Origin of the sequence: Micromonospora sp. NPDC049204 (assembly GCF_040647935.1) — a bacterium.
Classification (GTDB): Bacteria; Actinomycetota; Actinomycetes; order Mycobacteriales; family Micromonosporaceae; genus Micromonospora.
The window spans coordinates 130,981-153,332 of record NZ_JBEZDC010000006.1 but is presented as its reverse complement, the minus strand read 5'-3'; the positions used below and the strand labels follow the sequence as shown (position 1 = coordinate 153,332).

Annotated in this window: 27 protein-coding genes; 14 read left to right on the top strand and 13 right to left on the bottom strand. The window is 71.7% G+C overall.

Annotation, left to right across the window (positions count from 1 at the left end; all coding sequences use genetic code 11):
• Nucleotides 1-10 precede the first annotated feature (10 nt).
• The 3 genes from AB0A90_RS14085 (at nt 11) to AB0A90_RS14075 (ending at nt 1,815) form a co-directional block, all read left to right on the top strand.
• The gene (locus tag AB0A90_RS14085; RefSeq protein ID WP_357246553.1) at nt 11-244 is read left to right on the top strand and encodes a hypothetical protein; all 234 of its coding nucleotides are present in this window, start codon (nt 11-13) and stop codon (nt 242-244) included.
• A gap of 126 nt (nt 245-370) precedes the next feature.
• A complete protein-coding gene (locus AB0A90_RS14080; RefSeq protein WP_357246551.1) occupies nt 371-664 on the top strand; it encodes a 4a-hydroxytetrahydrobiopterin dehydratase in 294 nt (97 codons plus the stop codon).
• Nucleotides 661-1,815 (top strand): FHA domain-containing protein, encoded by a 1,155-nt coding sequence (locus tag AB0A90_RS14075; protein ID WP_357246548.1) that lies wholly within the window; start codon nt 661-663, stop codon nt 1,813-1,815. The genes AB0A90_RS14080 and AB0A90_RS14075 overlap by 4 nt, the downstream gene beginning before the upstream one ends.
• Nucleotides 1,816-1,867: 52 nt before the next feature.
• On the opposite strand, the gene rocD is transcribed toward AB0A90_RS14075, so the two are convergent.
• The 5 genes from rocD to AB0A90_RS14050 form a co-directional block, all read right to left on the bottom strand.
• Nucleotides 1,868-3,082, bottom strand: coding sequence for an ornithine--oxo-acid transaminase (rocD, locus tag AB0A90_RS14070; RefSeq protein ID WP_357247157.1), 1,215 nt, complete (start codon nt 3,080-3,082; stop codon nt 1,868-1,870).
• Complete coding sequence (gene ddaH, locus AB0A90_RS14065) at nt 3,082-3,897, bottom strand: dimethylargininase (protein ID WP_357247154.1); 816 nt, start codon at nt 3,895-3,897, stop codon at nt 3,082-3,084. The genes rocD and ddaH overlap by 1 nt, the downstream gene beginning before the upstream one ends.
• 370 nt (nt 3,898-4,267) lie before the next feature.
• Complete coding sequence (locus AB0A90_RS14060) at nt 4,268-5,152, bottom strand: thrombospondin (RefSeq protein WP_357246545.1); 885 nt, start codon at nt 5,150-5,152, stop codon at nt 4,268-4,270.
• Nucleotides 5,153-5,219: 67 nt separating this feature from the next.
• Entirely contained in the window at nt 5,220-5,480 is a 261-nt protein-coding gene (locus AB0A90_RS14055) for a hypothetical protein (protein WP_357246542.1), read from the bottom strand.
• Nucleotides 5,477-5,647: a hypothetical protein gene (locus tag AB0A90_RS14050; protein ID WP_357246539.1), complete on the bottom strand. Its 171-nt coding sequence runs from the start codon at nt 5,645-5,647 to the stop codon at nt 5,477-5,479. The genes AB0A90_RS14055 and AB0A90_RS14050 overlap by 4 nt, the downstream gene beginning before the upstream one ends.
• 225 nt (nt 5,648-5,872) lie before the next feature.
• Between AB0A90_RS14050 and AB0A90_RS14045 the strand changes: the two genes are divergently transcribed.
• The 3 genes from AB0A90_RS14045 (at nt 5,873) to AB0A90_RS14035 (ending at nt 8,048) form a co-directional block, all read left to right on the top strand.
• A complete protein-coding gene (locus AB0A90_RS14045) occupies nt 5,873-6,760 on the top strand; it encodes a helix-turn-helix transcriptional regulator (RefSeq protein ID WP_357246537.1) in 888 nt (295 codons plus the stop codon).
• Nucleotides 6,753-6,953, top strand: coding sequence for a DUF397 domain-containing protein (locus tag AB0A90_RS14040; protein WP_357246534.1), 201 nt, complete (start codon nt 6,753-6,755; stop codon nt 6,951-6,953). The genes AB0A90_RS14045 and AB0A90_RS14040 overlap by 8 nt, the downstream gene beginning before the upstream one ends.
• Nucleotides 6,954-7,238: 285 nt before the next feature.
• Nucleotides 7,239-8,048: a DNA-formamidopyrimidine glycosylase family protein gene (locus AB0A90_RS14035; protein WP_357246531.1), complete on the top strand. Its 810-nt coding sequence runs from the start codon at nt 7,239-7,241 to the stop codon at nt 8,046-8,048.
• A 147-nt stretch (nt 8,049-8,195) separates the two neighbouring features.
• Here AB0A90_RS14035 and AB0A90_RS14030 read toward each other — a convergent pair whose 3' ends face one another.
• Entirely contained in the window at nt 8,196-9,062 is an 867-nt protein-coding gene (locus AB0A90_RS14030) for an aminoglycoside phosphotransferase family protein (RefSeq protein WP_357246528.1), read from the bottom strand.
• Nucleotides 9,063-9,119: 57 nt separating this feature from the next.
• On the opposite strand from AB0A90_RS14030, the gene AB0A90_RS14025 reads away from it, so the two are divergent.
• Both AB0A90_RS14025 and AB0A90_RS14020 read left to right on the top strand, forming a co-directional pair.
• Nucleotides 9,120-9,971, top strand: coding sequence for an LLM class flavin-dependent oxidoreductase (locus tag AB0A90_RS14025; RefSeq protein ID WP_357246526.1), 852 nt, complete (start codon nt 9,120-9,122; stop codon nt 9,969-9,971).
• A complete protein-coding gene (locus AB0A90_RS14020) occupies nt 9,968-10,393 on the top strand; it encodes a nucleoside deaminase (protein WP_357246523.1) in 426 nt (141 codons plus the stop codon). The genes AB0A90_RS14025 and AB0A90_RS14020 overlap by 4 nt, the downstream gene beginning before the upstream one ends.
• A 28-nt stretch (nt 10,394-10,421) precedes the next feature.
• On the opposite strand, the gene AB0A90_RS14015 is transcribed toward AB0A90_RS14020, so the two are convergent.
• Complete coding sequence (locus tag AB0A90_RS14015) at nt 10,422-10,901, bottom strand: MarR family transcriptional regulator (protein WP_357246522.1); 480 nt, start codon at nt 10,899-10,901, stop codon at nt 10,422-10,424.
• Between the two features lie 101 nt (nt 10,902-11,002).
• Here AB0A90_RS14015 and AB0A90_RS14010 point away from each other — a divergent pair, with 101 nt between their 5' ends.
• On the top strand, nt 11,003-11,899 hold the full coding sequence (locus tag AB0A90_RS14010; protein ID WP_357246519.1) for an NmrA/HSCARG family protein: 897 nt from the start codon (nt 11,003-11,005) through the stop codon (nt 11,897-11,899).
• An 18-nt stretch (nt 11,900-11,917) separates the two neighbouring features.
• Here AB0A90_RS14010 and AB0A90_RS14005 read toward each other — a convergent pair whose 3' ends face one another.
• Nucleotides 11,918-12,760 (bottom strand): arylamine N-acetyltransferase, encoded by an 843-nt coding sequence (locus AB0A90_RS14005; RefSeq protein ID WP_357246516.1) that lies wholly within the window; start codon nt 12,758-12,760, stop codon nt 11,918-11,920.
• A gap of 76 nt (nt 12,761-12,836) precedes the next feature.
• Between AB0A90_RS14005 and AB0A90_RS14000 the strand changes: the two genes are divergently transcribed.
• From AB0A90_RS14000 to AB0A90_RS13990, 3 genes are all read left to right on the top strand, one after another.
• Entirely contained in the window at nt 12,837-13,478 is a 642-nt protein-coding gene (locus AB0A90_RS14000; protein ID WP_357246513.1) for a TetR/AcrR family transcriptional regulator, read from the top strand.
• A 232-nt stretch (nt 13,479-13,710) separates the two neighbouring features.
• A complete protein-coding gene (locus AB0A90_RS13995; protein WP_357246510.1) occupies nt 13,711-14,970 on the top strand; it encodes an AGE family epimerase/isomerase in 1,260 nt (419 codons plus the stop codon).
• Complete coding sequence (locus AB0A90_RS13990) at nt 14,967-15,920, top strand: carbohydrate kinase (protein WP_357246507.1); 954 nt, start codon at nt 14,967-14,969, stop codon at nt 15,918-15,920. The genes AB0A90_RS13995 and AB0A90_RS13990 overlap by 4 nt, the downstream gene beginning before the upstream one ends.
• 172 nt (nt 15,921-16,092) lie before the next feature.
• Here the strand turns inward: AB0A90_RS13990 and AB0A90_RS13985 are convergent, their stop codons facing one another.
• The 3 genes from AB0A90_RS13985 to AB0A90_RS13975 all read right to left on the bottom strand — a co-directional run bounded on the left by AB0A90_RS13985 (nt 16,093) and on the right by AB0A90_RS13975 (nt 19,672).
• Nucleotides 16,093-17,064 (bottom strand): LacI family DNA-binding transcriptional regulator, encoded by a 972-nt coding sequence (locus AB0A90_RS13985; RefSeq protein WP_357247151.1) that lies wholly within the window; start codon nt 17,062-17,064, stop codon nt 16,093-16,095.
• A 68-nt stretch (nt 17,065-17,132) separates the two neighbouring features.
• A complete protein-coding gene (locus AB0A90_RS13980) occupies nt 17,133-18,512 on the bottom strand; it encodes an FAD-dependent oxidoreductase (RefSeq protein ID WP_357246504.1) in 1,380 nt (459 codons plus the stop codon).
• A 23-nt stretch (nt 18,513-18,535) separates the two neighbouring features.
• The gene (locus tag AB0A90_RS13975) at nt 18,536-19,672 is read right to left on the bottom strand and encodes a glutamate--cysteine ligase (protein ID WP_357246501.1); all 1,137 of its coding nucleotides are present in this window, start codon (nt 19,670-19,672) and stop codon (nt 18,536-18,538) included.
• Between the two features lie 160 nt (nt 19,673-19,832).
• On the opposite strand from AB0A90_RS13975, the gene AB0A90_RS13970 reads away from it, so the two are divergent.
• Together AB0A90_RS13970 and AB0A90_RS13965 are read left to right on the top strand one after the other, a co-directional pair.
• Nucleotides 19,833-20,126 carry a DUF6412 domain-containing protein gene (locus tag AB0A90_RS13970; protein WP_357246498.1) on the top strand — a complete coding sequence of 98 codons (294 nt, stop codon included), beginning with the start codon at nt 19,833-19,835 and terminating at the stop codon, nt 20,124-20,126.
• Nucleotides 20,127-20,244: 118 nt separating this feature from the next.
• On the top strand, nt 20,245-20,991 hold the full coding sequence (locus tag AB0A90_RS13965; RefSeq protein ID WP_357246495.1) for a membrane protein insertase YidC: 747 nt from the start codon (nt 20,245-20,247) through the stop codon (nt 20,989-20,991).
• A 4-nt stretch (nt 20,992-20,995) separates the two neighbouring features.
• Here AB0A90_RS13965 and AB0A90_RS13960 read toward each other — a convergent pair whose 3' ends face one another.
• Nucleotides 20,996-21,667 carry a DedA family protein gene (locus AB0A90_RS13960; protein WP_357246492.1) on the bottom strand — a complete coding sequence of 224 codons (672 nt, stop codon included), beginning with the start codon at nt 21,665-21,667 and terminating at the stop codon, nt 20,996-20,998.
• A 57-nt stretch (nt 21,668-21,724) separates the two neighbouring features.
• Nucleotides 21,725-22,339 carry a DUF1349 domain-containing protein gene (locus AB0A90_RS13955; protein WP_357246489.1) on the bottom strand — a complete coding sequence of 205 codons (615 nt, stop codon included), beginning with the start codon at nt 22,337-22,339 and terminating at the stop codon, nt 21,725-21,727.
• Nucleotides 22,340-22,352: the final 13 nt, after the last annotated feature.

Genomic DNA, 22,352 nt, shown 5'->3' with positions numbered 1-22,352 from the left:
AGGAGACAACGTGACCAGCACGTTGCATGTCCGAGTCGGTCGCCAGCTGTGGACGACCCAGTTCTACTCGACGTCACTTGTCGACTTCCAGGGCGACCCACTCGCGGTGACCACGAAGGCCGATCTGGACGACGTGGAGAAGTTCATGGTGGTCATCTCTCGGGCGACCGGAAAGACGGCGCGCTTCATTCCGGAGTCTCTTGATCCGCAGAAAACCAGGTCCTACCTGGAGGTCGGTCCGTGAGCTGAGGGCGTGTCGGTGCGGTCGCGATCGCGGTGTCGTCGGCGACGAGCGAACGACGGCACGGCGTCGAAGCCTTGACCGGTGGCGCGTCCGGCTCGTCGGCCGCGCCACCGGTAGGGTCTGCTCATGGCAGACCTGCTCACCGCGGACGCGGTGCGAGAAGAGCTGGGCCGGTTGCCCGACTGGTCGGGTGACCCGACCGGCATCGGTCGTACGGCCCAGCTCGGCAGTTTCCCGGCCGCCATCGCGGTGGTGGACCGGGTGGCGGCGGTGGCTGAGGAGCTTGACCACCATCCCGACATCGACATCCGATGGCGGACCCTGACCTTCCGCTGTGTCACGCACTCGGCCGGTGGGGTTACCCACCGGGACGTCGAGTTGGCCCGGCGGATCGACGACATCGTCCGGAGTGCGGCATGAGATTCGAGATCAGCAAGGTTCTGGATGCCATCGAGGGTCGGGTCTGCACGGACCCGTCGCTGGCCCGGGCTGTCGTCGACCTGGCCGAGGTGATCCGCTACCAGGACATCGACGGTGGCCGGCCGGCGAGCCTGCTGCGCCTGGGCATGGTCATCGACGCGCTCTCCCGGGAGTTGGAGGAGGACAGCGTCCAGGTCTACGCGGTCGTACACCGGGCGTTGCTCTCCGACGCCGACCTGACGTCCAACGAGCGGATGGTCGTGCGGCGCTGGGCCGACGACGGGCTCGTCGAGGTGCTCGACAATCCGGGCGACCGGATGTTGGAGGTGGCCGACCTGCTCGGGTTGCCGGTGCTCAGCCGGGTCCGCTTCGACGGGCTGCGCGGGCGGTTCCCGTGGCTGGTCGAGCAGCCCGGTCGGGTGGTCGCCCCGGTGCCGGGCGCCGGCGGGCCGGTGTTCATCGCGCACGTTGGCGGTGGGCACGCGCCGGTCGCCGGCAAGCCCTCGCCGACCGGCGTGAAGCTGCTGGCCCGGCAGTGGCGCTGCCCAGAGTCGGGTTGCGCGTTGTTCGGCGGCGGTGGTGGGGGTGGCGCGTTCGCCGACCTGGCCGGGGGCGCCGATCGCGGCCCGGCCGCGCAGCCGCCGCCCGCGCTGCGCAACGGCGTGCCGACCTGCCCCCGACACGGGGTACGCCTCGGTGACAGTGGCCCGCGTCCGCGTAGCGAGGTGCTCGCGGTGCGCGTCGGTGGTCTGGTCCGGCGGCGGTTCGTGCTCACCGAGGAGCGGCCGATCGTGGCCGGCCGGGCTCCCGAGCAGGACGGCGGGATCATGCTCGGTCAGTGGCTCAACGACGAGGCCCGGCGGTGGATCAGCCGTGGTCACGTCCAGTTCGAGCTGCGGGTCGGCGAGGTCATCGTGACCGACATCAGCACCAACGGTTCCGGCATCCGTCCGGCCGGCTCGATGACCGAGTCGGACCGGGTTCCCCTGGCCCCGCAGCAGTCCCGGGTGCTCGGTGAGAACGACATGGTGGAGCTGTACCCGGGGGTGCAGATCGGCCGTGCCGAGGAGTTGCCGACCGGCGCCCCGTTCACCCCCACCTCGGTGATGGCCGAGGCCCCGACGATGGCGATGCGCCTACCCCGCCCCTGACGCGGAAGGCGGGCGTCGGGACTCCCGACGCCCGCCTTCCAGCACGTGTGCTTCAGCCGGCCAGCACCTCGGCCAGCTTGGTTACCGCCAGGTCGATCTCCTCCTCGGTGATGACCAGGGGCGGGGCGAGCCGGATGGTGGAGCCGTGGGTGTCCTTGGCGAGCACGCCACGCTCGGCGAGCCGCTCGCACGCCTCCCGCCCGCTCATCAGCGCCGGGTCGATGTCCAGACCGGCCCACAGGCCGCGGACGCGTACCCCGACCAGACCCTTGCCGACCAACCCTTCCAGGCCGGTTCGCAGCCGTTCACCCAGCTCGGCCGAGCGGCGCTGGAACTCGCCGGTGGCCAGCAGCCGGACGACCTCGATGGCGACCGCGCAGGCGAGCGGGTTGCCGCCGAAGGTGGAGCCGTGCTGGCCGGGCTTGAGCACGCCGAGCACGTCGGCGTTCGCGGCCACCGCGGAGACCGGCACGATACCGCCGCCGAGCGCCTTGCCGAGCAGGTACATGTCGGGCACGACGCCCTCGTGGTCACAGGCAAAAGTCTCGCCGGTACGCCCCAGACCGGACTGGATCTCGTCGGCGATGAACAGCACGTCGCGGTCGGTGCAGACCTGACGTACGCCCGGCAGGTAACCCTCCGGCGGCACCACCACGCCCTGCTCGCCCTGGATCGGCTCCAGCAGCACGGCCACGGTGTTCTCGTCGATCGCGGCGGTCAGCGCGTCCAGGTCGCCGTACGGCACGACCGTGAACCCCGGGGTGTACGGCCCGAAGTCGGCGCGGGCGTCCTCGTCGGTGGAGAAGCTCACGATGGTGGTGGTCCGGCCGTGGAAGTTGCCCTCGGCGACCACGATGTTGGCCTGGCCGGCGGGCACACCCTTGATCTGGTAGCCCCACTTGCGGGCCACCTTGATCCCGGTCTCCACGGCCTCCGCGCCGGTGTTCATCGGCAGCACCAGGTCCTTGCCGCACAGCTCGGCCAGCTCCCGACAGAAGTCGGCGAACTGGTCGTGGATGAACGCGCGGCTGGTCAGCGTCAGCCGGTCCAGTTGCGCGTGCGCGGCGGCGATGAGCTGCGGGTGCCGGTGGCCGAAGTTCAGCGCGGAGTAGCCGGCCAGGCAGTCCAGGTAGCGCTTGCCGTCCACGTCGGTGAGCCACGCGCCCTCGGCGGACGAGATCACCACCGGCAGCGGGTGGTAGTTGTGCGCCGTCCAACGCTCGGCGTCCCGGACCGCTCCCGGCGTCCGCAGGATGTCATCCACGATCACTTGATTGCCTTTCCCTGGCGGAGTCGCAGTGTGCAGCACTTCGGTCCGCCGCCGGCCTTACGCAGCTCGGACAGGTCGATACCGATGGTCTCGTAGCCCCGGTCGCGCAGCTTGGCGGCCAGGTCGGTGGCCTGCGCGGGCAGCACCACGTGCTGTCCGTCGCTGACCGCGTTCAACCCCAGCACCTCGGCGTCGGCCAGGGTGGCGTGCACCGCGTCGGGGAAGAGCCGGCGCAGCACCGCCTGGCTGCCGGGGGAGAACGCCTCCGGCAGGTACGCCACGGTCCGCTCGTCGAGCACGGTCAGCGCGGTGTCCAGGTGGTAGAAGCGGGGGTCGACCAGTTGCATGGTGATCACCGGGTAGCCGAAGACCTCCTGCAACTGGGCGTGCGAGGCGTGCGCCGTACGGAAGCCGGTGCCGGCCAGCAGGTGGTCGCCGGCCAGCAGGACGTCGCCCTCGCCCTCGTTGACGTGCTTCGGGTCGTACATCTCGAAGCCCGCGTCCTCGAACCAGGCCCGGTAGGCCGGTGCCTCGTCGGCGCGCTGCGGATCGCGGAACTGCACGGCCATCGCCTTGCCGTCGATGACCGTGCCGCCGTTGGCGGCGAAGACCATGTCGGGCAGGCCGGGCACCGGAGTGATCTCCTCGACGGTGTGGCCCAGATCAAGGTACGTCTGGCGGAGCTGCTCCCACTGCCGGACGGCCAGCGCGGTGTCGACCGGCGCGCTCGGGTCCATCCAGGGGTTGATCGCGTAATCGACGGCGAAGTACGTCGGCCGGCACATCAACAGGCGCTGGCTGGTGGCGTCCATCGTCATTGTCCTGCTCCAAGGGGTCGGGCGCGCCCGGCCACCGTGGCCCACGGGCTGGCGCCGTGACTCAACGCTATGCGGCCCCAGCGGCAGGATCCACCACCGAGAGTTGCGCAGACCGAACATTCATTGCGTCTCAGGGGGGCTCGGCTGCGAATCGTTGCGTTCCGGGCTGGGTGGGCCAGGATTCGTGTTTCGGGCCACCGGGCACGGAAGCCGCCACGGGCCTGGCCCGGAAAACACTTCAGGGGCGGCGAACCGCCGCCCCTGAAAGGGTGTTGCCCGGCCGGTGAACCACCGGATGAGTTCGGGCTGCCGGCGAACCGCCGGCTGTTCGCCGGTGCATCACCGGCGAGCGGAACAGTGCCCGCTAGAAACGATCCACAAACTGTGAGTCAAGCCACTCCCGGAAGCGTTGCACCCAGTCCCCGTCGGTGGTCGGCCAGTCGAACTGCCCGGTCATCGCGAGCACCCCGATCACCACCGCGGCCAGGCCGATCAGCACGCCGAACAGCGCGTCGGTCTTGCCGGCGACGTGCCGGCGGCGGGTGGCCATCAGGCCGAGCACCGCGAGCACTGCGCCGAACGCGCCGACCCCGATGCCGTACCCGGCCAGGGTGCCGGTCAGCACGAACATCGCACCGACGACGGAGACGATCAGGCCGAGAGTGGCGAGCAGGCTGGCCCGCGGCTTCGGGCCACGGGTCACCGGCGGCTCCGGCGTGGTCGCGCCCGGGGTCGGGTCGGCCGGGCGGTCGGTGGTGAGCCCGTCCGTCGGCTCGGGCCGGCGGGTGGTGGGGTCGAGGTCGGCGTCCCGCTCGGCGGTGCGCGCCAAGGTCGGGGCGGTGCCGGCCCGGGACTCGGTCTCCACCGCAATGCCGGTCCGGGACTCGGTCTCCGCCGGGCGGGCGGCCGGGGACGTGGTCTCCGCCGGGCGGGCGGTGCCGGTCCGTGGCTCGCTCTCGACCGGGCGGGAGATGGCGGCTCGGGCCACCGCAGCCCGCTCGGCGGCCCGCCGCTCGGCCTCGCCGAGCTGGCCGCTGGGCGCTGCGGCGCTGCGGTACGTCGTCTGGTCGGCGTCCCGGTCGGTGACCACCGGCCGTCCGGCGACGTCGTCAAATCGGCCCGCGTCGGTGGCCGCCGTGCTGTCCCGGTCGGCGACCGGGGCGTCGCGGCCGTCCACGCGGCCGTCGAGGTTCTCGTCCCGCGTCGGTGCCGGCTCGGACCGGCGGGACAGCGAAGGAATCCTGACCACTACACACCTCCTGATAAATGCGTGGTGGCCGACGGACGGGGTGGCACCCACGCGCTTCCGTCCTGAATTACCCACCTGGGCGTTTCTTGACACCAATTTCGGGTACGGGGTCGCCACGCCGCACCCCGGCCTGCCGCACGAAGACCTCCCGCCGGTCGACGGCCAGGCCCTTGCCATTCAGTACGTAGCCCGTCAGCCAGACCCATCCGTGGTACGTCGGGCGCTTGTCGACACTGACCAGTCGTAGGCGCAGCGCCCGCTCGCCGGCGAACTGCACCGAGCACGCCGCGCCGATCAGCAGCAGGTCGCCGGGTTTCCACTCGGTCACGTCGGCCAGTGGCCACGGCTGATCGGGATGCGGTGGCGGGCCCGGCAGGGCAGTTCGTCGCCGCAGCGGCACACGGTGCGCCAGCGCACCCAGCTCCACACGGGCCGGTGTCGACGGGCGAGGGTCAGCGCGGTGACCAAGAGATATTCGTTGTACGACACGCGCATGGCGGTGTCCTTCCGAGCAATAGCGTCCCGGTGGCCTTGTGCTGACGCTATTCCCGATTCTGCTTTCTGGGAGGCGCCAACGCGTGACATCTTGTTCCATGCTGGCCCCCTTGTGCAATCCGCACAGCCGCCCTAACGTCACGTCATATTGACGCACGAGGAATGGAAGAGAATTGCGTGCGAGGCGAAACATTCGGTGTTGCAGGAGGGACGCGGTGATGTTGCATGACGGATGAAACAAGCGGGTCCACGGTCCCTCGGCGGCAGCTCGGACGGCTGCTCACGCAGCTCCGCGAGGATGCCTCGGTCTCGCTGGACGCCGCAGCCGAAGCACTGGACTGCTCACGGCAGAAGGTGTGGCGCATCGAGAAGGGGCTGGTCCCGGTGCGCGTCGTGGACGCCCGAGCGATGTGTGCTCTCTATCGGGTGCCCGAAGGCATGGGCGAGATTGTCGCCGGGCTGGCGAAGGAGACTCGCGCCCGGGGTTGGTGGCATTCGTACGGCGATGTCGTCCCGTCGTGGTTCTCGCTGTACGTCGGCCTGGAATCCTCCGCCTCGCTGATTCGCCGATATGACTCGGAACTTATCCCCGGACTCCTGCAAACCCGGGAGTACGCCAGTGAGCTGTTCCGCCGGAAGAATCCGACCCTGCGCGAGGAGGATCGGGAGAAGCTGGTGGAGGTCCGGCTGCAACGGCAGGGCATCCTCGTGCGTCGGCTGCCCACCGCCCCCACCCTGCGGGTCGTCCTGAGCGAGGCCGTGCTGCGGCGCACGATCCCCGACCGCCGGGCGATGGCTCAGCAGTTGCGACACCTGCTCGACGTGGCCGCACTGCCGACGGTGAGTCTGCGGGTCCTGCCGCTCGCGGCCGGTCCGCCGCTGGCCAGCGAGACCGGCACCTTCGTCCTGCTGGACTTCCCGCAGGCGTTCGGGAGGGCGTCCACCGAGCCGACCACCGTCTACGTGGAGAACATCACCGGGGCGCTCTATCTGGACAAACCAGCCGAGGTGGTCGCCTACGAACATGTCTGGTCGGACCTGGAAGCCCTCGCCTCGGGTGAGGCAGAATCAGAAAAAATGATCACTTCGATCATCGAGGAGCATCATGACTGACCTTGCCGGTGCGACCTGGCGCAAGAGCACCCGCAGCGGCGGGAGCGGCGGTGACTGCGTCGAGGTGGCCGACAACCTGCCCGGCGTCGTGGGCGTACGCGACAGCAAGGACCCGACCGGTCCGGCGCTCGCCTTCGCTCCTGCCGCCTGGGCCGCGTTCGTGGGCGACGTCAAGGGGCAGCGCCGGAGCTGACTACACCGTCCAGGGCGCCATCCCGCTTGATCGACTCGCCCTCCTGAACGTCGGGGTGTCCCGCTCACCAGAACACCCCGACTTCCTAAAAGCCGAGTCGATCAGCGCGGCGACGCCCGGAGGCGGCGCGGCGACGCCCGAGGCGATCAGCGCGGCGGCGCCCGAGGCGAGGGGCGCGGCGACGCCCGAGGCGAGGGGCGCGGCGGCGGCCGGCCGGCGGCGATCAGCGCGGCGGTGACCTGGGCCGATCGGCGTCTCGGTGCGGGCTGGCTATCCTTGGCACCTGTGCCAGAGGGACATACGATCCACCGCCTGGCGGCCCGCCACGCCGAGCTGTTCGCCGGGGACAAGGTGCACGCCGCCAGCCCGCAGGGTCGCTTCGCCGACGGCGCGGCCCGGCTCTCCGGCACCGTGCTGGAGGGCACCGAGGCGTACGGCAAGCACCTGCTGCACCACTACGCCGGCGAGCTGACTCTGCACGTACACCTTGGGCTTTATGGGAAGTTCACCGACGGATCGGGGGAGCCGCCCGAGCCGATCGGCCAGGTGCGGTTGCGGCTGGCCAGCGATCGACACTGGCTGGACCTGCGCGGACCCACCGCCTGCGAGCTGATCAGCCCACCCGAGGTGGCCGCACTAAGGGACCGCCTCGGGCCGGATCCGCTACGAGCCGACGCCGACCCGGAGCGGGCGTACCAAAGGATCTCGCGCAGCCCGACGCCCCTCGCGGCGCTGTTGCTGGACCAGTCGGTGGTGGCCGGCACCGGGTTGATCTTCGTGACCGAGGCGCTGTTCCGGGCCGGACTGCCGCCGACGATGCCCGGCCGCCGGCTGACCCGCGCCGGCTGGGACGCGCTCTGGGCCGACCTGGTCGGGCTGATGCGGCTCGCGGTCGAGCATGGCCGGATCGACACCGTGCGCGACGTACACCTGCCGGAGGCGATGGGCCGGGCGGCCCGGGTGGACCGGCACGGCGGCGAGGTGTACGTCTACCGCCGCCCCGGCGCGCCCTGTCACGTCTGCGGCACCGAGGTCAGCCGTGGTGAGCTGGCCGGGCGCAACCTCTACTGGTGCCGCACCTGCCAAGCCGGCTGAGCCGGTCGCGCCGCCCAGGCCGCTCGGGCAGCGCCCGCCGACCTTGATCGTGCTGGAACAACGAAAGAGTGGTCTCCTGGGTTGGGCAGACCACTACATCCTGAATCGAGCGCGATCATGGGCGGAGTAGTCGATCAATGATGGCGGTCAGTCGCCGTCGAGCAGCCAGCGGACCACCTCGATCTGGTGCGGAAAGACGCCGTCGTCGGCGACGCTCCAGGCCAACGTGTGCCCGATCGTCCAATCCCGCACCCGCTCCCGGTCCAGTCCGAGGTCGGTGCTGAGCCGGCGCAACCGGTGTCGGACGGCGGCCGGCGAATGGCCCAACTCCGGACCCCGCACCATCGACACGACCGAGAACTCGCGTTCGCCGGTCAGCGGCTTCGGGTCGATCGCCAGCCAGGGTTCCCGGTCCGCGGCGAGCACGTTGCCGGCGTGCAGGTCCTGGTTGACGAGCACCTGCTCGCCCTGGCTCGACACCAGGGCGGTGAGCAGGTCGAGCGCCGCGTCCAACAGCCGCCGCTCGTACGGCCGGCCGACCCGCTCCCATGCGCGGGGCATCCGGTCGATCCGGCCGGCGGCCTCCTCAGCGAGCGGGGTGAACGGTCTGCCAGCGGGTCGCCAGAGCCGCGGCAGCAGCCTGGTCACCACGTCCAGCGCCCGGTCCATCGGCAACTCGTGCAGCGGACCGCCGGGCCGGCAGCGTTCCACCAGCAGGGCGCGTCGTTCCGGATCGTGTGCGAGCAGCCGGATCGCGCCGTCGCCGTCCCAGTGGGCCAGCGCGTCGGCCTCGTGCCGGCTGTCGTCGTCCGGGTACTGGAGCTTCAGCACCGCCGCCGTCCCGTCCGGTAGGTCCGCCGGGAGCGCCAGCGAGGCGTACGCCTGCCGGAAGGGCGGGCCAAGTCGCAGCGACCACTGCTCGGCGCACTCCGTCAGCCACGTCGGGAGCGTGGCGAGCCAGGCCCGGCCGGCCGGTGACGCGCCTACCCAGTCGAGTCCCTCGGGTAGTTCCATCCGGCCATCCTGGGGCTGGGCGTTCCCAGGCTCGTCCACAGTGGCTAGCGTAGGCCCGTGCAGATCGGCGTGAACGTCCCGAACTTCGGCCCGGGCACCGACCCCGACGTGCTGCGACGGTGGGCGCAGACAATCGAGGGCCTCGGGTTCGACCTGCTGATGGTCTCCGACCACATCGCGGTGACTCCGGACGTGGCCCAGCAGTACCCGGCGCCGTTCTACGAGCCGTTCACCACGTTGTCCTGGCTGGCTGGGGTGACCCGCCGGGTCCGGCTGGGCACCACGGTGCTCATCGTCCCGTACCGGCACCCGCTGCTCACCGCCCGGATGGCGGCGAACCTCAACCGGCTCAGCGGCGGCCGGCTCGTCCTCGGGGTCGGCGTCGGCTGGGCCCGGCAGGAGTTCGAGGCGCTCGGCGTCCCGTTCCAACGACGCGGCGCGTTGACCGACGACCATCTGCGCGCGATGCGCGACGCCTGGCAGGACACCGACGACTACGACAGCCCGGCGGTCCCGATCTGGGTCGGCGGTAACAGCGACGCCGGCATGCGTCGCGCCGTTCGGCTCGGTGACGCGTGGCATCCGCTGCGACTCACGCCCGGCGAACTCGCGGACGCGGCCGGGCGGCTCGGCACCATCGCCAAGGAACTGGGCCTCCCCGAGCCGGCGCTGGTGCCGCGCATCGCGCTCCAGGAAACCCGCGAACCGGTCACTGCCCCGGACCGGCTCGCCGGTGTCGGCACCATCGAGCAGATCGTCGCCGACCTCGACCAGATCCGGCTGCTCGGCGCGGAGGCGGTGGTGCTCGACCCGTTCAACGGTGACCCGGCCGAGATCCGCCAACCCGAACGCGCCTGGCGGACCCTCGCGGCCGTGGCCGCGTACGCCACGACCCAGGAGGTTCGATGACACCCGACGACGAGACGTTTCTCCGCCGCGCCGTGGAGATCGCCAGCCAGGCGGGGGCTGCCGGCGAACGGCCGTTCGGGTCGTTGCTCGTCGGTGCGGACGGCACGGTGCTGATCGAGGACCACAACACGGTGGTGTCCGACTCGGACATCAGCGCCCATCCGGAACTCAAGCTGGCCCGCTGGGCCGCCCGGGAACTCGCGCCCGACGTGGCGGCCGGCACCACCATGTTCACCAGTTGCCAGCCCTGCCCGATGTGCGCGACCGCGATCGACCGCTCCGGGCTCGGGCGGGTGGTGTACGCCCTGTCCAGCGAGCAGTTCGAAGAGGTCAAGCCGGCCACCCCGCCGTTGCCCGCGGTCCGCTACGAGGGGCCGGCGCTGTTCGACGAGGCGCGTCAGCCGATCGACAACTACTACTGACCGGACCGGTAAGGGCTGCCGTCGCGGCTCAGTCGGGCTTCGGACGGGAGCGCAGGTATTCCATCTGGGCGTGGCTCAGGTCGTGTGCGCGCGCCAGGTGGCGGGTGATCACCTCAAGCTCGTCGTCGGTCTGGTCGTCGAGGATCGCCTGCCAGGACTGGCCGAGGTCGTCCCAGACCGCCGTGACCCGGTCGACGCGATCCGGCACGGGGCTGACCAGCACCCGGCGCCGATCCTCCCGGTCGGGCGTGCGTTTCACGTAGCCACCACGTTCGAGTCGGTCGACCAGGCGGGTGGCCGAGCCCGTGGTGAGGCCGGTCATCTCAGCGATCTCACGCACCGTGCGCGGACCGGGCGCCGCGGTGAGCAGGCTCAGGAACTGCACGTCGGTCGGGTGGAGGCCGAGGTGGTCGGCGATGGCCTGGTTGAACAGCACGTACGAGGCCAGATAGCGACGGGACGCCATCGACAACTCCTCGTACAGCCGGGCCCTGCGCGGTGGGGTCACCCAGATCACCTCCAAACTAGTTGCACGACGCAGCGATTCTTCCTAGCCTGCTGCGTGGCGCAGTTAATGCGTCACGCAGCTATATTACCCCAGGAGGACTCATGCTCACCGTTGCCGTCAGCGGAGCCACCGGAGCGCAGGGCGGGGCCACGGTCCGCGCCCTGCTGAAGGCCGGCCACCGGGTACGCGCGCTCACCCGCCAACCCACCTCCCCGGCCGCCAACGTCCTGCGCGACCTCGGCGCCGAGCTGTGCCACGCCGACTTCGACGACCGCGCCTCCCTGGACGCCGCGCTCGCCGGAGCCGACTCGCTGTTCGCGGTCACCACCCCCTTCGGCACCGACCTCGCCACCGAGGTCCGGCACGGCACGGCCCTCGTCGACGCCGGGGTGACCGCTGGCCTCGACCACATCGTGCTGACCACCGTCGCGCACGCCGACCGGGGCACGGGCGTTCCGCACTACGAGAGCAAGTACCTGGTCGAGCAGCACCTCCGGGGCTGCGGTGTGCCCTGGACGATCATCGCGCCGGCGGCTTTCATGGACAACTACGCCAGCGGCTGGACCCTCGACGGCCTGCGCGAGGGCGTCTTCGCCTGGCCGATGCCCGCCGACCGGCCGCTCGCCCTCATCGCGGCGGTCGACATCGGCGCGTTCGCCGCCCTCGTCCTGGGGCGCGCCAGCGCGTTCGCCGGCCGTCGGATCGACATCGCCTCCGATCAGCGCACACCCGCGGAGATGGCCGAGATCCTCGCCGGTGCCATCGGCTCCGCGATCAACCATCGGCGGGTGCCCCTGACCCGCGTCCAACAGTGGTCCACCGACCTGGCGGCGATGTTCGCGTACTTCACCGATGTCGGTCTGGACCTCGACGTCGCCGGCCTGCGTCGCGACTACCCGGAGGTCGGCTGGCACGGCTTCGCCGACTGGGTCGCCGGCCAGGACTGGGCCACGCTGCTGTCCGCCGCGACCGGCGACCATGTGTCGTCCACGTCCTGACCAGGCCCCCGCTCCCGCTCAGGACGTGTTGCGGACGCGTGCGCGCCACAGGTCGTCCTGGGTGCCGGTCTGCTGCCAGAGGCGCGCGACGCCGTCCGGGCCGAGGTCGTCGAGTGGTACGAGAAAGTGCGTGGACAGCGTCCGGGCGAAGTCGTCGACGTCGGTGATCGTGCGCGGGCTGCTGGTGTCGGCGCCCAGCCGGCGCAGGGTCCGGGACAGCAGGATCAGGGTCTCGCCGGCGATCGGCCGGGCGGCCATGAGCGTGGTGACGTACGCCGAGGTGGGGGACGTGGACATGTCCCGGGAGCGGGCGGCGAAGTCGGCGATGTCCCGTGGTCGCAGGCGGAAATCGTAGGAGGCGATGGTGCCGCCGGGGTGGTGGTGGAATCGCCAGGTGTCCGGGTCGAGTTGTTCGAGCCGGTAGGTCAGGCACCCCTGCGCGTGCGGACCCTCCCGCATCGGCAACGGCTGGACGAATCCGTCGCCGATGCCGGCGTCGGCCAGCCAGCGCCGACCGTCCAGGTCGACCAGGAGCGCGTTGTGGTTGCCCCACATCGCCTCGCCGCGCGTCGCGCGCAGAACGGCGGCCTCCACCATGGTCACCTGGAAGCCGGTCAGCCGCAGCAGCGTGGCCAGGCCGGCGTTCTGCTCGTAGCAGTAGCCGCCGCGTCGACGCCGCACGAGCTTGTCGAAGATCGCCTCCGCGTCGAGGGCGATCGGCCGGCCGAGCTGGATGTCGAGGTTCTCGTACGGCACGGTGTGCCGCCAGGCCTGATGTAGGGCGAACAGCGTCTCCACGTCGGCTGCCACGCGCCCGTGGTGCCCGATTCGGTGCAGCATCTGAGCCAGTTCGGTGCTCATCGGCGGACTCCTAAATGATAGATGCTCCTCCACTTGACGAGTGTAAGTGACAGAACTTCATCCGTATACTGATGGAGTGACGAACGAGGGCAGCAGGCTCCGGGCCGACGCCAGGCACAACCGCGAGCAGATCATCGAGGCCGCTCGGGCGCTCATCGCCGAACGGGGCGTCGACGTGCCGATGGAGGAGGTGGCCCGCCGCGCCGGTGTCGGGGCCGCCACCCTGTACCGCCGGTTTCCCGATCGCGAGGCCCTGGTGCGCGGGGTGGCGCTGGACGGCTTCGACCGTGTGGTCGCCATCGCTCGCGACGCCGAGGACGAGGAGCCGGACGCGTGGCGGGCGCTGGCGCGCTTCGTCCGCCGGGCGGCGGCCGAGCTGCGGTTGGCCACCTGGCTGTCGATCTGGTTCACCAGCACCTGGGAGCAGTTGCACACCGAGCCCGAGGAGCAGCGGCTGCGGCAAGCCCTGCTGAAGATCCTCGACCGGCTCGTCCGCCGCGCGCAGGCCGACGGCGATCTGCGCCGCGACGTGGGCGCCAGCGACCTGACCCTGATGATGGCACTGCTGCTGCGGCCGTTACCCGGGCTGCGCGCCGAACTCACCCAACGCAGCGTGGACCGCTTCCTGGTCCTCATGCTCGAGGGCCTGCGTGCCGGCCCGGGCATCCACGAGCTTCCTCCCGCCGAGATCGGTCTGACCGACCTCGGTGGCGCGTGAGGAACGCTGACGCCAGGCAACGCGGATGGCCGGAATTGACAGTCGGCCGGCTGCCGGAGCAGGGTTGAGAAGTGACAACGATGTCAACGGTCATAAGGGATGAATCGCACTCATGATCCTCCCTTGCGTCTGCGGCGTCACGCCGTACCGTTGACGGTTTTGCGGCGCGGACCCGGTCCGTACGCCGATCCTGGCCGTATGTCCCTTTCCTACCCGACGGTGACCAGCTGAGATGACCGACGTGCCCCGATTCGACGCCACCACGAACCCCGCAGGATCACCCGACCTGCCCGACCTGGACGACTTCCTCGCCGACCAGACCCGCACGCTGCTCGACACGGCCCGCCGCGCGGTCCGGGCCGAGGGCGGCTTCTGGTGGTTGACCGACGACCGCACCCCGGACCGTGGTGAACCCGTCTACACCTGGATCACCTGCCGGATGACCCACGTGGCCGCGCTCGCCCACCTGGGCGGCGACCCCGACGCCGCCGCCCTTGTCGACCACGGAATCGCCGCGCTCAGCACCCTGCTGCGCGACGACCGGTTCGGCGGTTGGTTCAGCGCCGTGGACCAGCAGGGAGCGCCCGTCGACGACCACAAGGCCGGCTACGACCACGCGTTCGTGCTGCTCGCCGCATCCAGCGCCGCGCGCGCCGGACGGCCCGGCGCGGAGGAGTTGCTCGCCGACGTCCTGACCGTGGTGCGGGACCGGTTCTGGGACGACGAGGTGGGAGCGGTCCGCGAGTCGTGGAACCGGGACTGGACGGTGACCGAGGACTACCGCGGCGCGAACAGCAGCATGCACATGGTGGAGGCGTTCCTCGCCGCTGCCGCCGCCACCGGCGACCCGAGCTGGACCGACCGGGCCCTGCGGATCGCCTACCACCTGCCGCACACCGAGGCCGCCCGGCACGACTGGCGGCTGCCCGAGCACTTCACCGCCGACTGGACGCCGCTGCTCGACTACAACCGGGACCAGCCCGCCGACCAGTTCCGGCCGTACGGCTCGACCATGGGCCACTGGCTGGAGTGGGCCCGGCTGCTGCTGGAGTTGGAAGCGGTCCTGCCGCAGCCGCCACGCTGGCTGCTCACCGACGCCCGCCACCTGTTCGCCGCCGCCGTACGCCGCGGCTGGGCGGTCGACGGTGCCGACGGCTTCGTCTACACGATCGACTGGGACGACCGGCCGGTGGTGCGCTCCCGGATGCACTGGGTGCTCGCCGAGGCCGTCGGAGCGGCGGTGACCCTGTACCGCCGCACCGGCGACGACGTCTACGCCGACTGGTACCGGGTCTTCTGGGCGTACGCGCGCCGCTACCTGATCGACGGCACCGGCTGGCGGCACGAGTTGGACCCGCAGAACCTGCCCGCCGACACGGTCTGGCACGGTCGGCCGGACGTCTACCACGCGTACCAGGCGGTGCTGCTGTCCCGCTCGGCCACCGGGCTCGGTGGCCCCGGCCCGCTCGCGCCGGGCGAGGTGACCGCATGATCGTGGTCGCGGGTGAGGCGCTGATCGACCTGGTGGTCACGGCCGAGGGGGAGCGCGCCGTGCCGGGAGGCTCCCCGGCGAACGTGGCGGTCACCCTGGCCCGGCTCGACCAGCCGGTACGGCTGCTGGCCCGGCTCGGGGCCGACGAGTACGGTCGGCAGCTCGCCGCACACCTGAGCGCCAACCGGGTGGAGCTGGACTGGGCGGTCCGCGCCCCGGAGCCCACCTCGGTGGCGAAGGCCACGCTGGACACCAGCGGGCAGGCCAGCTACGAGTTCCGGCTGGCCGGCACGGCGGACTGGCAGTGGACGCCGGACGAGTTGCCCGACCTCACCGGGTCAGGGGCGACCGCGCTGCACACCGGATCCCTCGCGCTCGCGCTGGCACCCGGTGCGCAGGTGCTGGAGGACCTGCTCGCCCGCGAACGCCGCCGCGACGGGCTCACCGTCTCGATCGACCTCAACCTGCGGCCGAGCATCGTCACCGACCGGGCGGCCGAGCAGGCCAGGGTACGACGCCAGGTGCCCCTCGCGCACGTGGTGAAGGCCAGCGACGAGGACCTGGCGTGGCTCTACCCGGACCGGTCGGTGGGTGACGTACTGGCCGAGTGGCGCGACGCCGGCGTGTCCTGCGCGCTGGTCACCCGGGGTGGTGAGGGTGTCTGGTTGCTCGCCCCGAACGGATCGCTGCACGAGCAACCGGCGGTACGCACCACGGTCGTCGACACCGTCGGCGCCGGTGACTCGTTCACCGGCGGTCTGCTGGCCGCGCTGGCCGACCTCGACGCGCTCGGCGACCGGCCGGCCGACCGGCTCGCCGGGGTGACCGAGCAGCAGTGGGACGTCGTGCTGCGGCAGGCCGCGACGGTGGCCGCGTTGACCTGCGCCCGCCAGGGCGCCGACCCACCCCACCGCGCCGAGGTCGACGCCCTCCTCAACCCAACCCCGTAAAACCCCGGCCCTCGCCCCCACCCCGCCCCCCACCGCGCCGGGGCCCAGGCTCGCCGGGTCGATCATGGACTTATGGTGCCTCACAAACGCCGCGAAGTGCAGTCAAACGCCCACCACAACTCCATGATCGACCGGGTGGGGGTGGGGGTGGGCGGGGCGAGCGGGGGTTGGGTTAGGGGAGGCCGCGGCGGAGGAGTTGGGTGGGGAGGACCGTGGTGGACGGCGCGGATTCGTCGTTTCCGGCGATCCGCTGGAACAGCCGCTCGGTGGCGACCCGGGCCAGCTCCCGGGTGTCGTAGGCGACGACGGTCAGGGGCCGGGGCATCAGGTGGGACAGCTCGAAGTCGTCGAAGCCGACAAGCGCGGCGTCGCTGCCCCGGCGGTGCAGCTCCTGGAGCGCGCCGACGGTGAGCCGGTTGTTGGCGCAGAAGAAGGCCGTGGGCGGGTCCGCCAGGTCCAGCAGCGCGGCGACCGCCCTCCCGGCCTCCTCGGGCGCGATGAGCCTCTCGGAGACCAGCGACTCGTCCGGTGCGACCCCGGCCGCGGCCAGGGCCGCCCGCGCCCCGGTCAACCGTTCGCGCATCGTGGGCACGCTCGGCGCACCGAGCAGCAGGCCCACCCGGCGGTGCCCCTGATCCAGCAACGCGGCGACGGCGGCGTGGCTGCCGCCCCGGTTGTCCAACAGCACGGCATCGGCGTGCAGCCCCTGCGGCGGCCGGTCCAGGAACACCACAGGCATCCCCAACTCGACCTCGCGCCGCAGGAACGAGTGGTCGAGGCCCGCCGGCACCACCAGCAGCCCGTCGACCCGGCGCTGGGTGAAGTCCTGGAGCAGGGCGCGTTCCCGCTCCGGGTCCTCCTCCGACGAGGCGGTGATCAGCATCGTGCCGTGGGCGGCGGCGATCTCGGCGGCAACGCTGGCGATTGTCGCGTAGAACGGGTTGGCGATCTCCTCGATGAGCAACCCGACCGTGGCGTTGAGCTGCCGGGAGCGCAGGTTGCGGGCGATGTCGTTGCGCCGGAAGCCCAGCTCGGCGATGGCGGCCAGCACCCGGCTGACCAGCTCCTGACCCACCGGCTCGTCGTTGACCACCCGCGAGACCGTCTTCAGGCTGACCCCGGCGTGCCGGGCCACGTCGACCATCGTCGGGCGCCGACGCGTCGTCGGCCGGGTCGGAGTCTGGGTCACGGGTCCTCCACGGCGGGCACCGGTCAGCGGTCGAGGGCAGCGAGCGCGTCGACCGCCTTGCGGGCGGCGACGAGCACCGGATCCCACACCGGCGCGTACGGCGGAGCGTAGCCCAGGTCCAGTGACGTCATATCGTCCACCGTCATGCCGTTCCAGAGTGCCACGGCCAGCGTGTCGATCCGTTTGGCCGCCTCGGACCACCCGACGATCTGCGCGCCGAGCAACCTGCCGCTGGGCCGCTCGGCGATCAACTTGACGGTCATCGGCCGGGCACCGGGGTAGTAGCCGGCCCGGTTGGTCGACTCGGCGACCACCGAGACGAAGTCGAAACCGGCCAGGGTGGCCTCCCGCTCCCGCAGGCCGGTGCGTCCCACCTCCAGGTCGCAGACCTTCGTCACGGCCGTGCCGATCACACCGGCGAAGGTGGCGTACCCGCCGCCGATGTTGATCCCGGCCGCGCGGCCCTGCTTGTTGGCGTGGGTGCCCAGCGGCACGTGTACCGGCATCCCGCTGACCCGGTGCAACGTCTCCACGCAGTCGCCCGCCGCCCAGACGCCGGACAGCCCGGTCACCCGCATCCGCCGGTCCACCCGGATGCCGCCGGTCGTCCCGATCGGGAACCCGGAAGCCTCGGCGAGCGCGGTGTTCGGGCGTACTCCCAGGCCCAGGACCACGACGTCGGCCGGTATCGGCCCCTCGGCCGTGACCACCGCGGACACCCGGCCGTCGCGCTGCTCCAGGCCGGTCACCGGCAGGTCGGTGCGGATCGTGACACCCAGGCCGCGCATCGCGTCGGCGACCAGCTCGGCCATGTCGCCGTCGACGGTCGCCATGGGCTGTGAGCCCGCCTCGACCAGGGTCACCGTCAGGCCGCGCTGCATCAGCGCCTCGGCCATCTCGACGCCGATGTAGCCGCCGCCGATCACCACGGCCCGACGCGGCCGTGGCTCACCCTCCAGCCAGTCGCGCAGCGCCGCCCCGTCGTCGAGGGTCTGCATGCCGAACACGCCGCCCGCGTCGGTGGCCGCCCAGGGCGGCTGCACCGGCACCGCGCCGGTGGCGTACATCAGGTCGTCGAAGCGCTCGCGGACCTCGCCGCCGCCCTCCAGGTCGCGGGCGACCACCTCGCGGCGGTCCAGGTCGATGGCCGTGACCTCGTGGCGCAGCCGGACGTCCATCGCGTACGTCGTGCGGAACGTCTGCGGGTCCCGGGCGATCAACGCCTCCGGGCCGGACACCAGGCCACTGATCCAGTACGGGATGCCGCACGCCGAGTAGGAGGTGAAGTGGCCCCGCTCGAAGACCATGATCTCCAGGTCGTCGCGGTCGCGGCGGCGTCGGGCCTGGGACGCCGCCGACATTCCGGCGGCGTCCCCGCCGATGACGATCAGCCGTTGCGCCACGGCCTCATCCTGTCACGTGCTGATCAGCCACGGGTCTGTCGTGCGACGTCCTGCACCACGTCGGTGAGTCGGCCGGTGCGCTCGAACACCGCGCGCTGCCGCGCCGCACCGCTGCCGTGCCGCCGCAACCCGCCCAGCAGGTCGGTCACGTCGGCCCAGTCGCCGTGCTGCTCAAGCGCCGGCCGCAGCCGTTCCACCAGCCGGTCCAGCAGCTCCCAGGCCGGGCGCACCTCGCCGGTGGTGACGTCGACCGCGTCGCCCTCCAGGCCGTCGTGCGCGGCCCGCCAGTGTGCGCCGACCAGCAGGTGGTGGTCGGTCTGCAACGCCGGCCGCCCAGCCTCGACATCCGCCATCGCGGTCGCCACCAGGGCCCGGACCAGGGCGGCGACCAGCACCGCGTCGTCCACCGACGGGCAGACGTCGCCGATCCGCAGCTCCACCGTCGGGTACTTCGCCGACAGGCGGGCGTACCAGTAGAGCATCCCCTCGTCGAGCATCACCCCACTGGAGATCAACTGTCGGATCAGCCGCTGGTAGTGCTCGTGCGACTCCAGATAGGGGGTCGGGGCCACCGAAGGCCAGCGCTCCCACTCCACCGAGCGCCAACTCGCGTAGCCGGTGTCCTCCCCCCGGGAGAACGGGGAGTTGGTGGTCATCGCGTGCAGCATCGGCAGCCACGGGCGTACGTGGTTGAGCACCTGCACACCGGTCTCCGGATCGGGGACGCCGACGTGCACGTGCATGCCGTTGTTGCCGGGGCCCGGGACGAGCAGCCGGAACCGCTCGATCATCCGGTCGAAGCGGGGTTTGTCCACCACCGGCGGCACCGGACCGTCCACCGGACCCGTGCCGATGGCGAGCAGGCGTACGCCGGCCCGCTCGGCGGCGTCGGACAGCGCCCGCCGCAGCACCCCGAGGGAGTGCCGGATCGACGAAAGCTCCAGGCCGGGCGGGCTGCCGATCTCGATCTGACTGGTCTGGAACTCCCGCTCCACCTGCCCGCGAAGCTCGGCCGGCACCTGCTCCATCACCAGGTCGACGGCCGGGACCGCGGCCCCGGTGTGCGGGTCGACGAGCAGGAACTCCTCCTCGACACCCACGGTGAGCAATCCGGTCGCCGCAGCCGTCTCGCTGGGCGCCTCCGCCACCTGACCGGTCATCGACACCACCGTCCGTTCCTACCGGTCGCGGTCCATCCGCGTCGGTCCGCTGTCTGGTTACCCAACGTGGCGACACCGGGAAACGTGGCGTGACTCGTCGTGCTCGGGTGTGCCGTCGATTTCGGCGGGACGACGTGACAGCGGGTCCTATGCTGAGCCCGTGCCGGTGCCACTGGGGTTTGTCGGGGTCGCGTGGATGGTCGCGTTCGCCCAGCTCACCCTGCTCGCCGGCCGTCCGACCGACCTGCTCGCCGGTGCCGCGCTGACCGCCCTGGTGCTGCTCGCCGTGGTGCTCGCGGCGCGGGTGCTGGGCAGGTCGGGCACCCCCGGCACCGGGCCGCGGTGGGCCGGGCTGCGCGCCCGGTCCCGTGGCCGCCGAATGCCCCGGCAGATCGACCCGGACGCCGCCGGTCGCCCCCGCCCCCGTGCCCCGGGACACCCCTCGGCCGCGTAGCGCCACGCCGCCGCGCGGCCGATCCCGCCGTCACCGGTCCCCCTGTCGAGCGTCGCCCGTGCTGTCGGGTGTCGCTCGGGGGAGGACCCCACCGGAATCGGACCCGAGGGGTTTGTCCATGCTTGCCTTCGCACCACTGCGCGACGTCGTCGGCGCTGCCGGCACGGCACTGTCCTGGCTCACCGACCTGCTCACCCCACTGGCCGGCACGATGGCGACCGCCGCCGCCATCGTGCTGTTCACCATCGCCGTCCGGCTGCTGATCTCGCCACTCACCGTCGCGCAGGTCCGCGGCGAGCGGCGCCGCGCGGCGCTCGCCCCGCAGGTGCGAGACCTCCAGCGGCGGTACGCCGACGACCCGGCGAAGGTTCAGCGCGAGGTGTTCGCGTTGTACTCAGAAGCCGGCGCCAACCCGATCGCCGGCTGCCTGCCGCTGCTGCTCCAGGCGCCGTTCCTGCTGGTGCTCTACCGGCTGTTCGCCACGAACGAGGGCGGCACCGGGCTGCTCGACGAGCGGCTCGCCGGGGTGCCGCTGGGCCACCATCTCAGCGACGGTGTGGCCGGGGCGGCCGGCCCGCTCTTCGCCGTACTGCTGGCCGTGCTGCTGGCGGTGGCCTGGTGGTCGTCGCGGCGGGCGCGGCGCGCCGCGGCGGCCGTCGGCACGGTGGCCGGTACGCCCACCGAGGGGCCGGGAGCGGCCGTGCTCGGGCGGCTGCTGCCCCTGCTGCCGTTCACGACGGTGCTGGTGGCGCTGGTGCTGCCGCTCGCCGCGGTGATCTACCTGGTGACCACGAGCGTGTGGTCGGCGGTCGAACAGGCGGTGCTCCGCCGCCCGCAGACAGTTGCGGAGCCGGCCGACCGGTAGCGGATCAGCGACCGGCGGTCACCGACCGCCGGTCGTCGCGCTCCCGGCGCTTGCGAACCTTGCGAATCACCCACAGGACCACCACCACCACGAAGGCGGCGCCGATCGCGTAGTTGAACCAGTCGCTGTAGCGCTCCACGTCCTGCCAACGGCTGCCGAGCGCGTAGCCGGCCCCGACGATGAGCCCGTTCCACACCCCGCTGCCGATCGTGGTGAACAGGATGAACTCGCCCAACGGCATCCGGTTGGCCCCGGCCGGCACGGAGACCAGACTGCGGACCACCGGCACCACCCGGCCGATCAGCACCGCCCACCGGCCGTGCCGCTCGAACCACTTGTCGGCCTTCTCCAGGTCGTCGCTGTCGACGAGCGGGATGCGGTCCAACCACCGCTTGAGCCGATCCTCGCCGAGCGCCGCACCGAGCCAGTACAGCACCAGCGCGCCGACAAGCGAGCCGACCGTCGCGGCCAGCGTCACGAGCAGGACGTTGAACTTGCCCTCGTGGGCCAGGAAGCCGGCGAGCGCCAACACGATCTCGCTGGGAATGGGCGGGACGATGCTCTCCAACGCCACCAGCAGCGCCACGCCCACGGGTCCCATCGCCTCGATCACCGAGGCCACCCAACCGGTCAACCCGGTGAACTCGGCCGGGTCGCCACTCTGGGCGTACGCCATGGTCGTCCTTCCGGTCGGCTGCGGGGGATCGGATTGTCATACCCGGCAAGGCTATTGCTACACCTCGGGGTGCAGAGCGGTGTCCGCCGGACCCTGCCGCCAGCCGGTGAACACCACGGTCAGGCCGGCGCGTGACGGCGCACAGCAGAACGGCCCGGCCACCGCCTCGGCCGCCGGATCCAGCGGGGCGAGCCGGACCAGTCGCCACGGCTCGTCGTCGGCGCGGGCACGGACGGTCAGCGCGTCGCCGGCCCGGCTGACCCGGACGGTCACCTCCCGGCCCGCCCACTGCGGCACCGGCGCCACCGACCAGTCGGAGAACTCCCGGGTCACCACCGCGCCGACCTGCGCCTCACCGTCGCTGATCTCGACGCCGGCCTTGGTCCAGGTCTGTTCGTCGACGCGGACGAGCGCACCGGCCTGGTCGAACTGCGCCGCGAAGTCGAGCCGGAAACTCACCTCCATGGCGGTGTCGACCGGCAGCGGTGCCAGCAGCGCCGGGCCGTTGTCGTGGACGAAGCCGTAGCTGGTCCGCCGCCAGAAGTCGCTCTCCGCCGCCGGCTCGACGACGAGCTGGCCGGCGGAACCGTCCTCGACGCGTACCGGTGGGTGCAGCCACCTGCCCGCGGACCAGTCCAACGGTGTGCTCGGCGGTACCAGGTCGTTTCCCATGACAGGCACGATA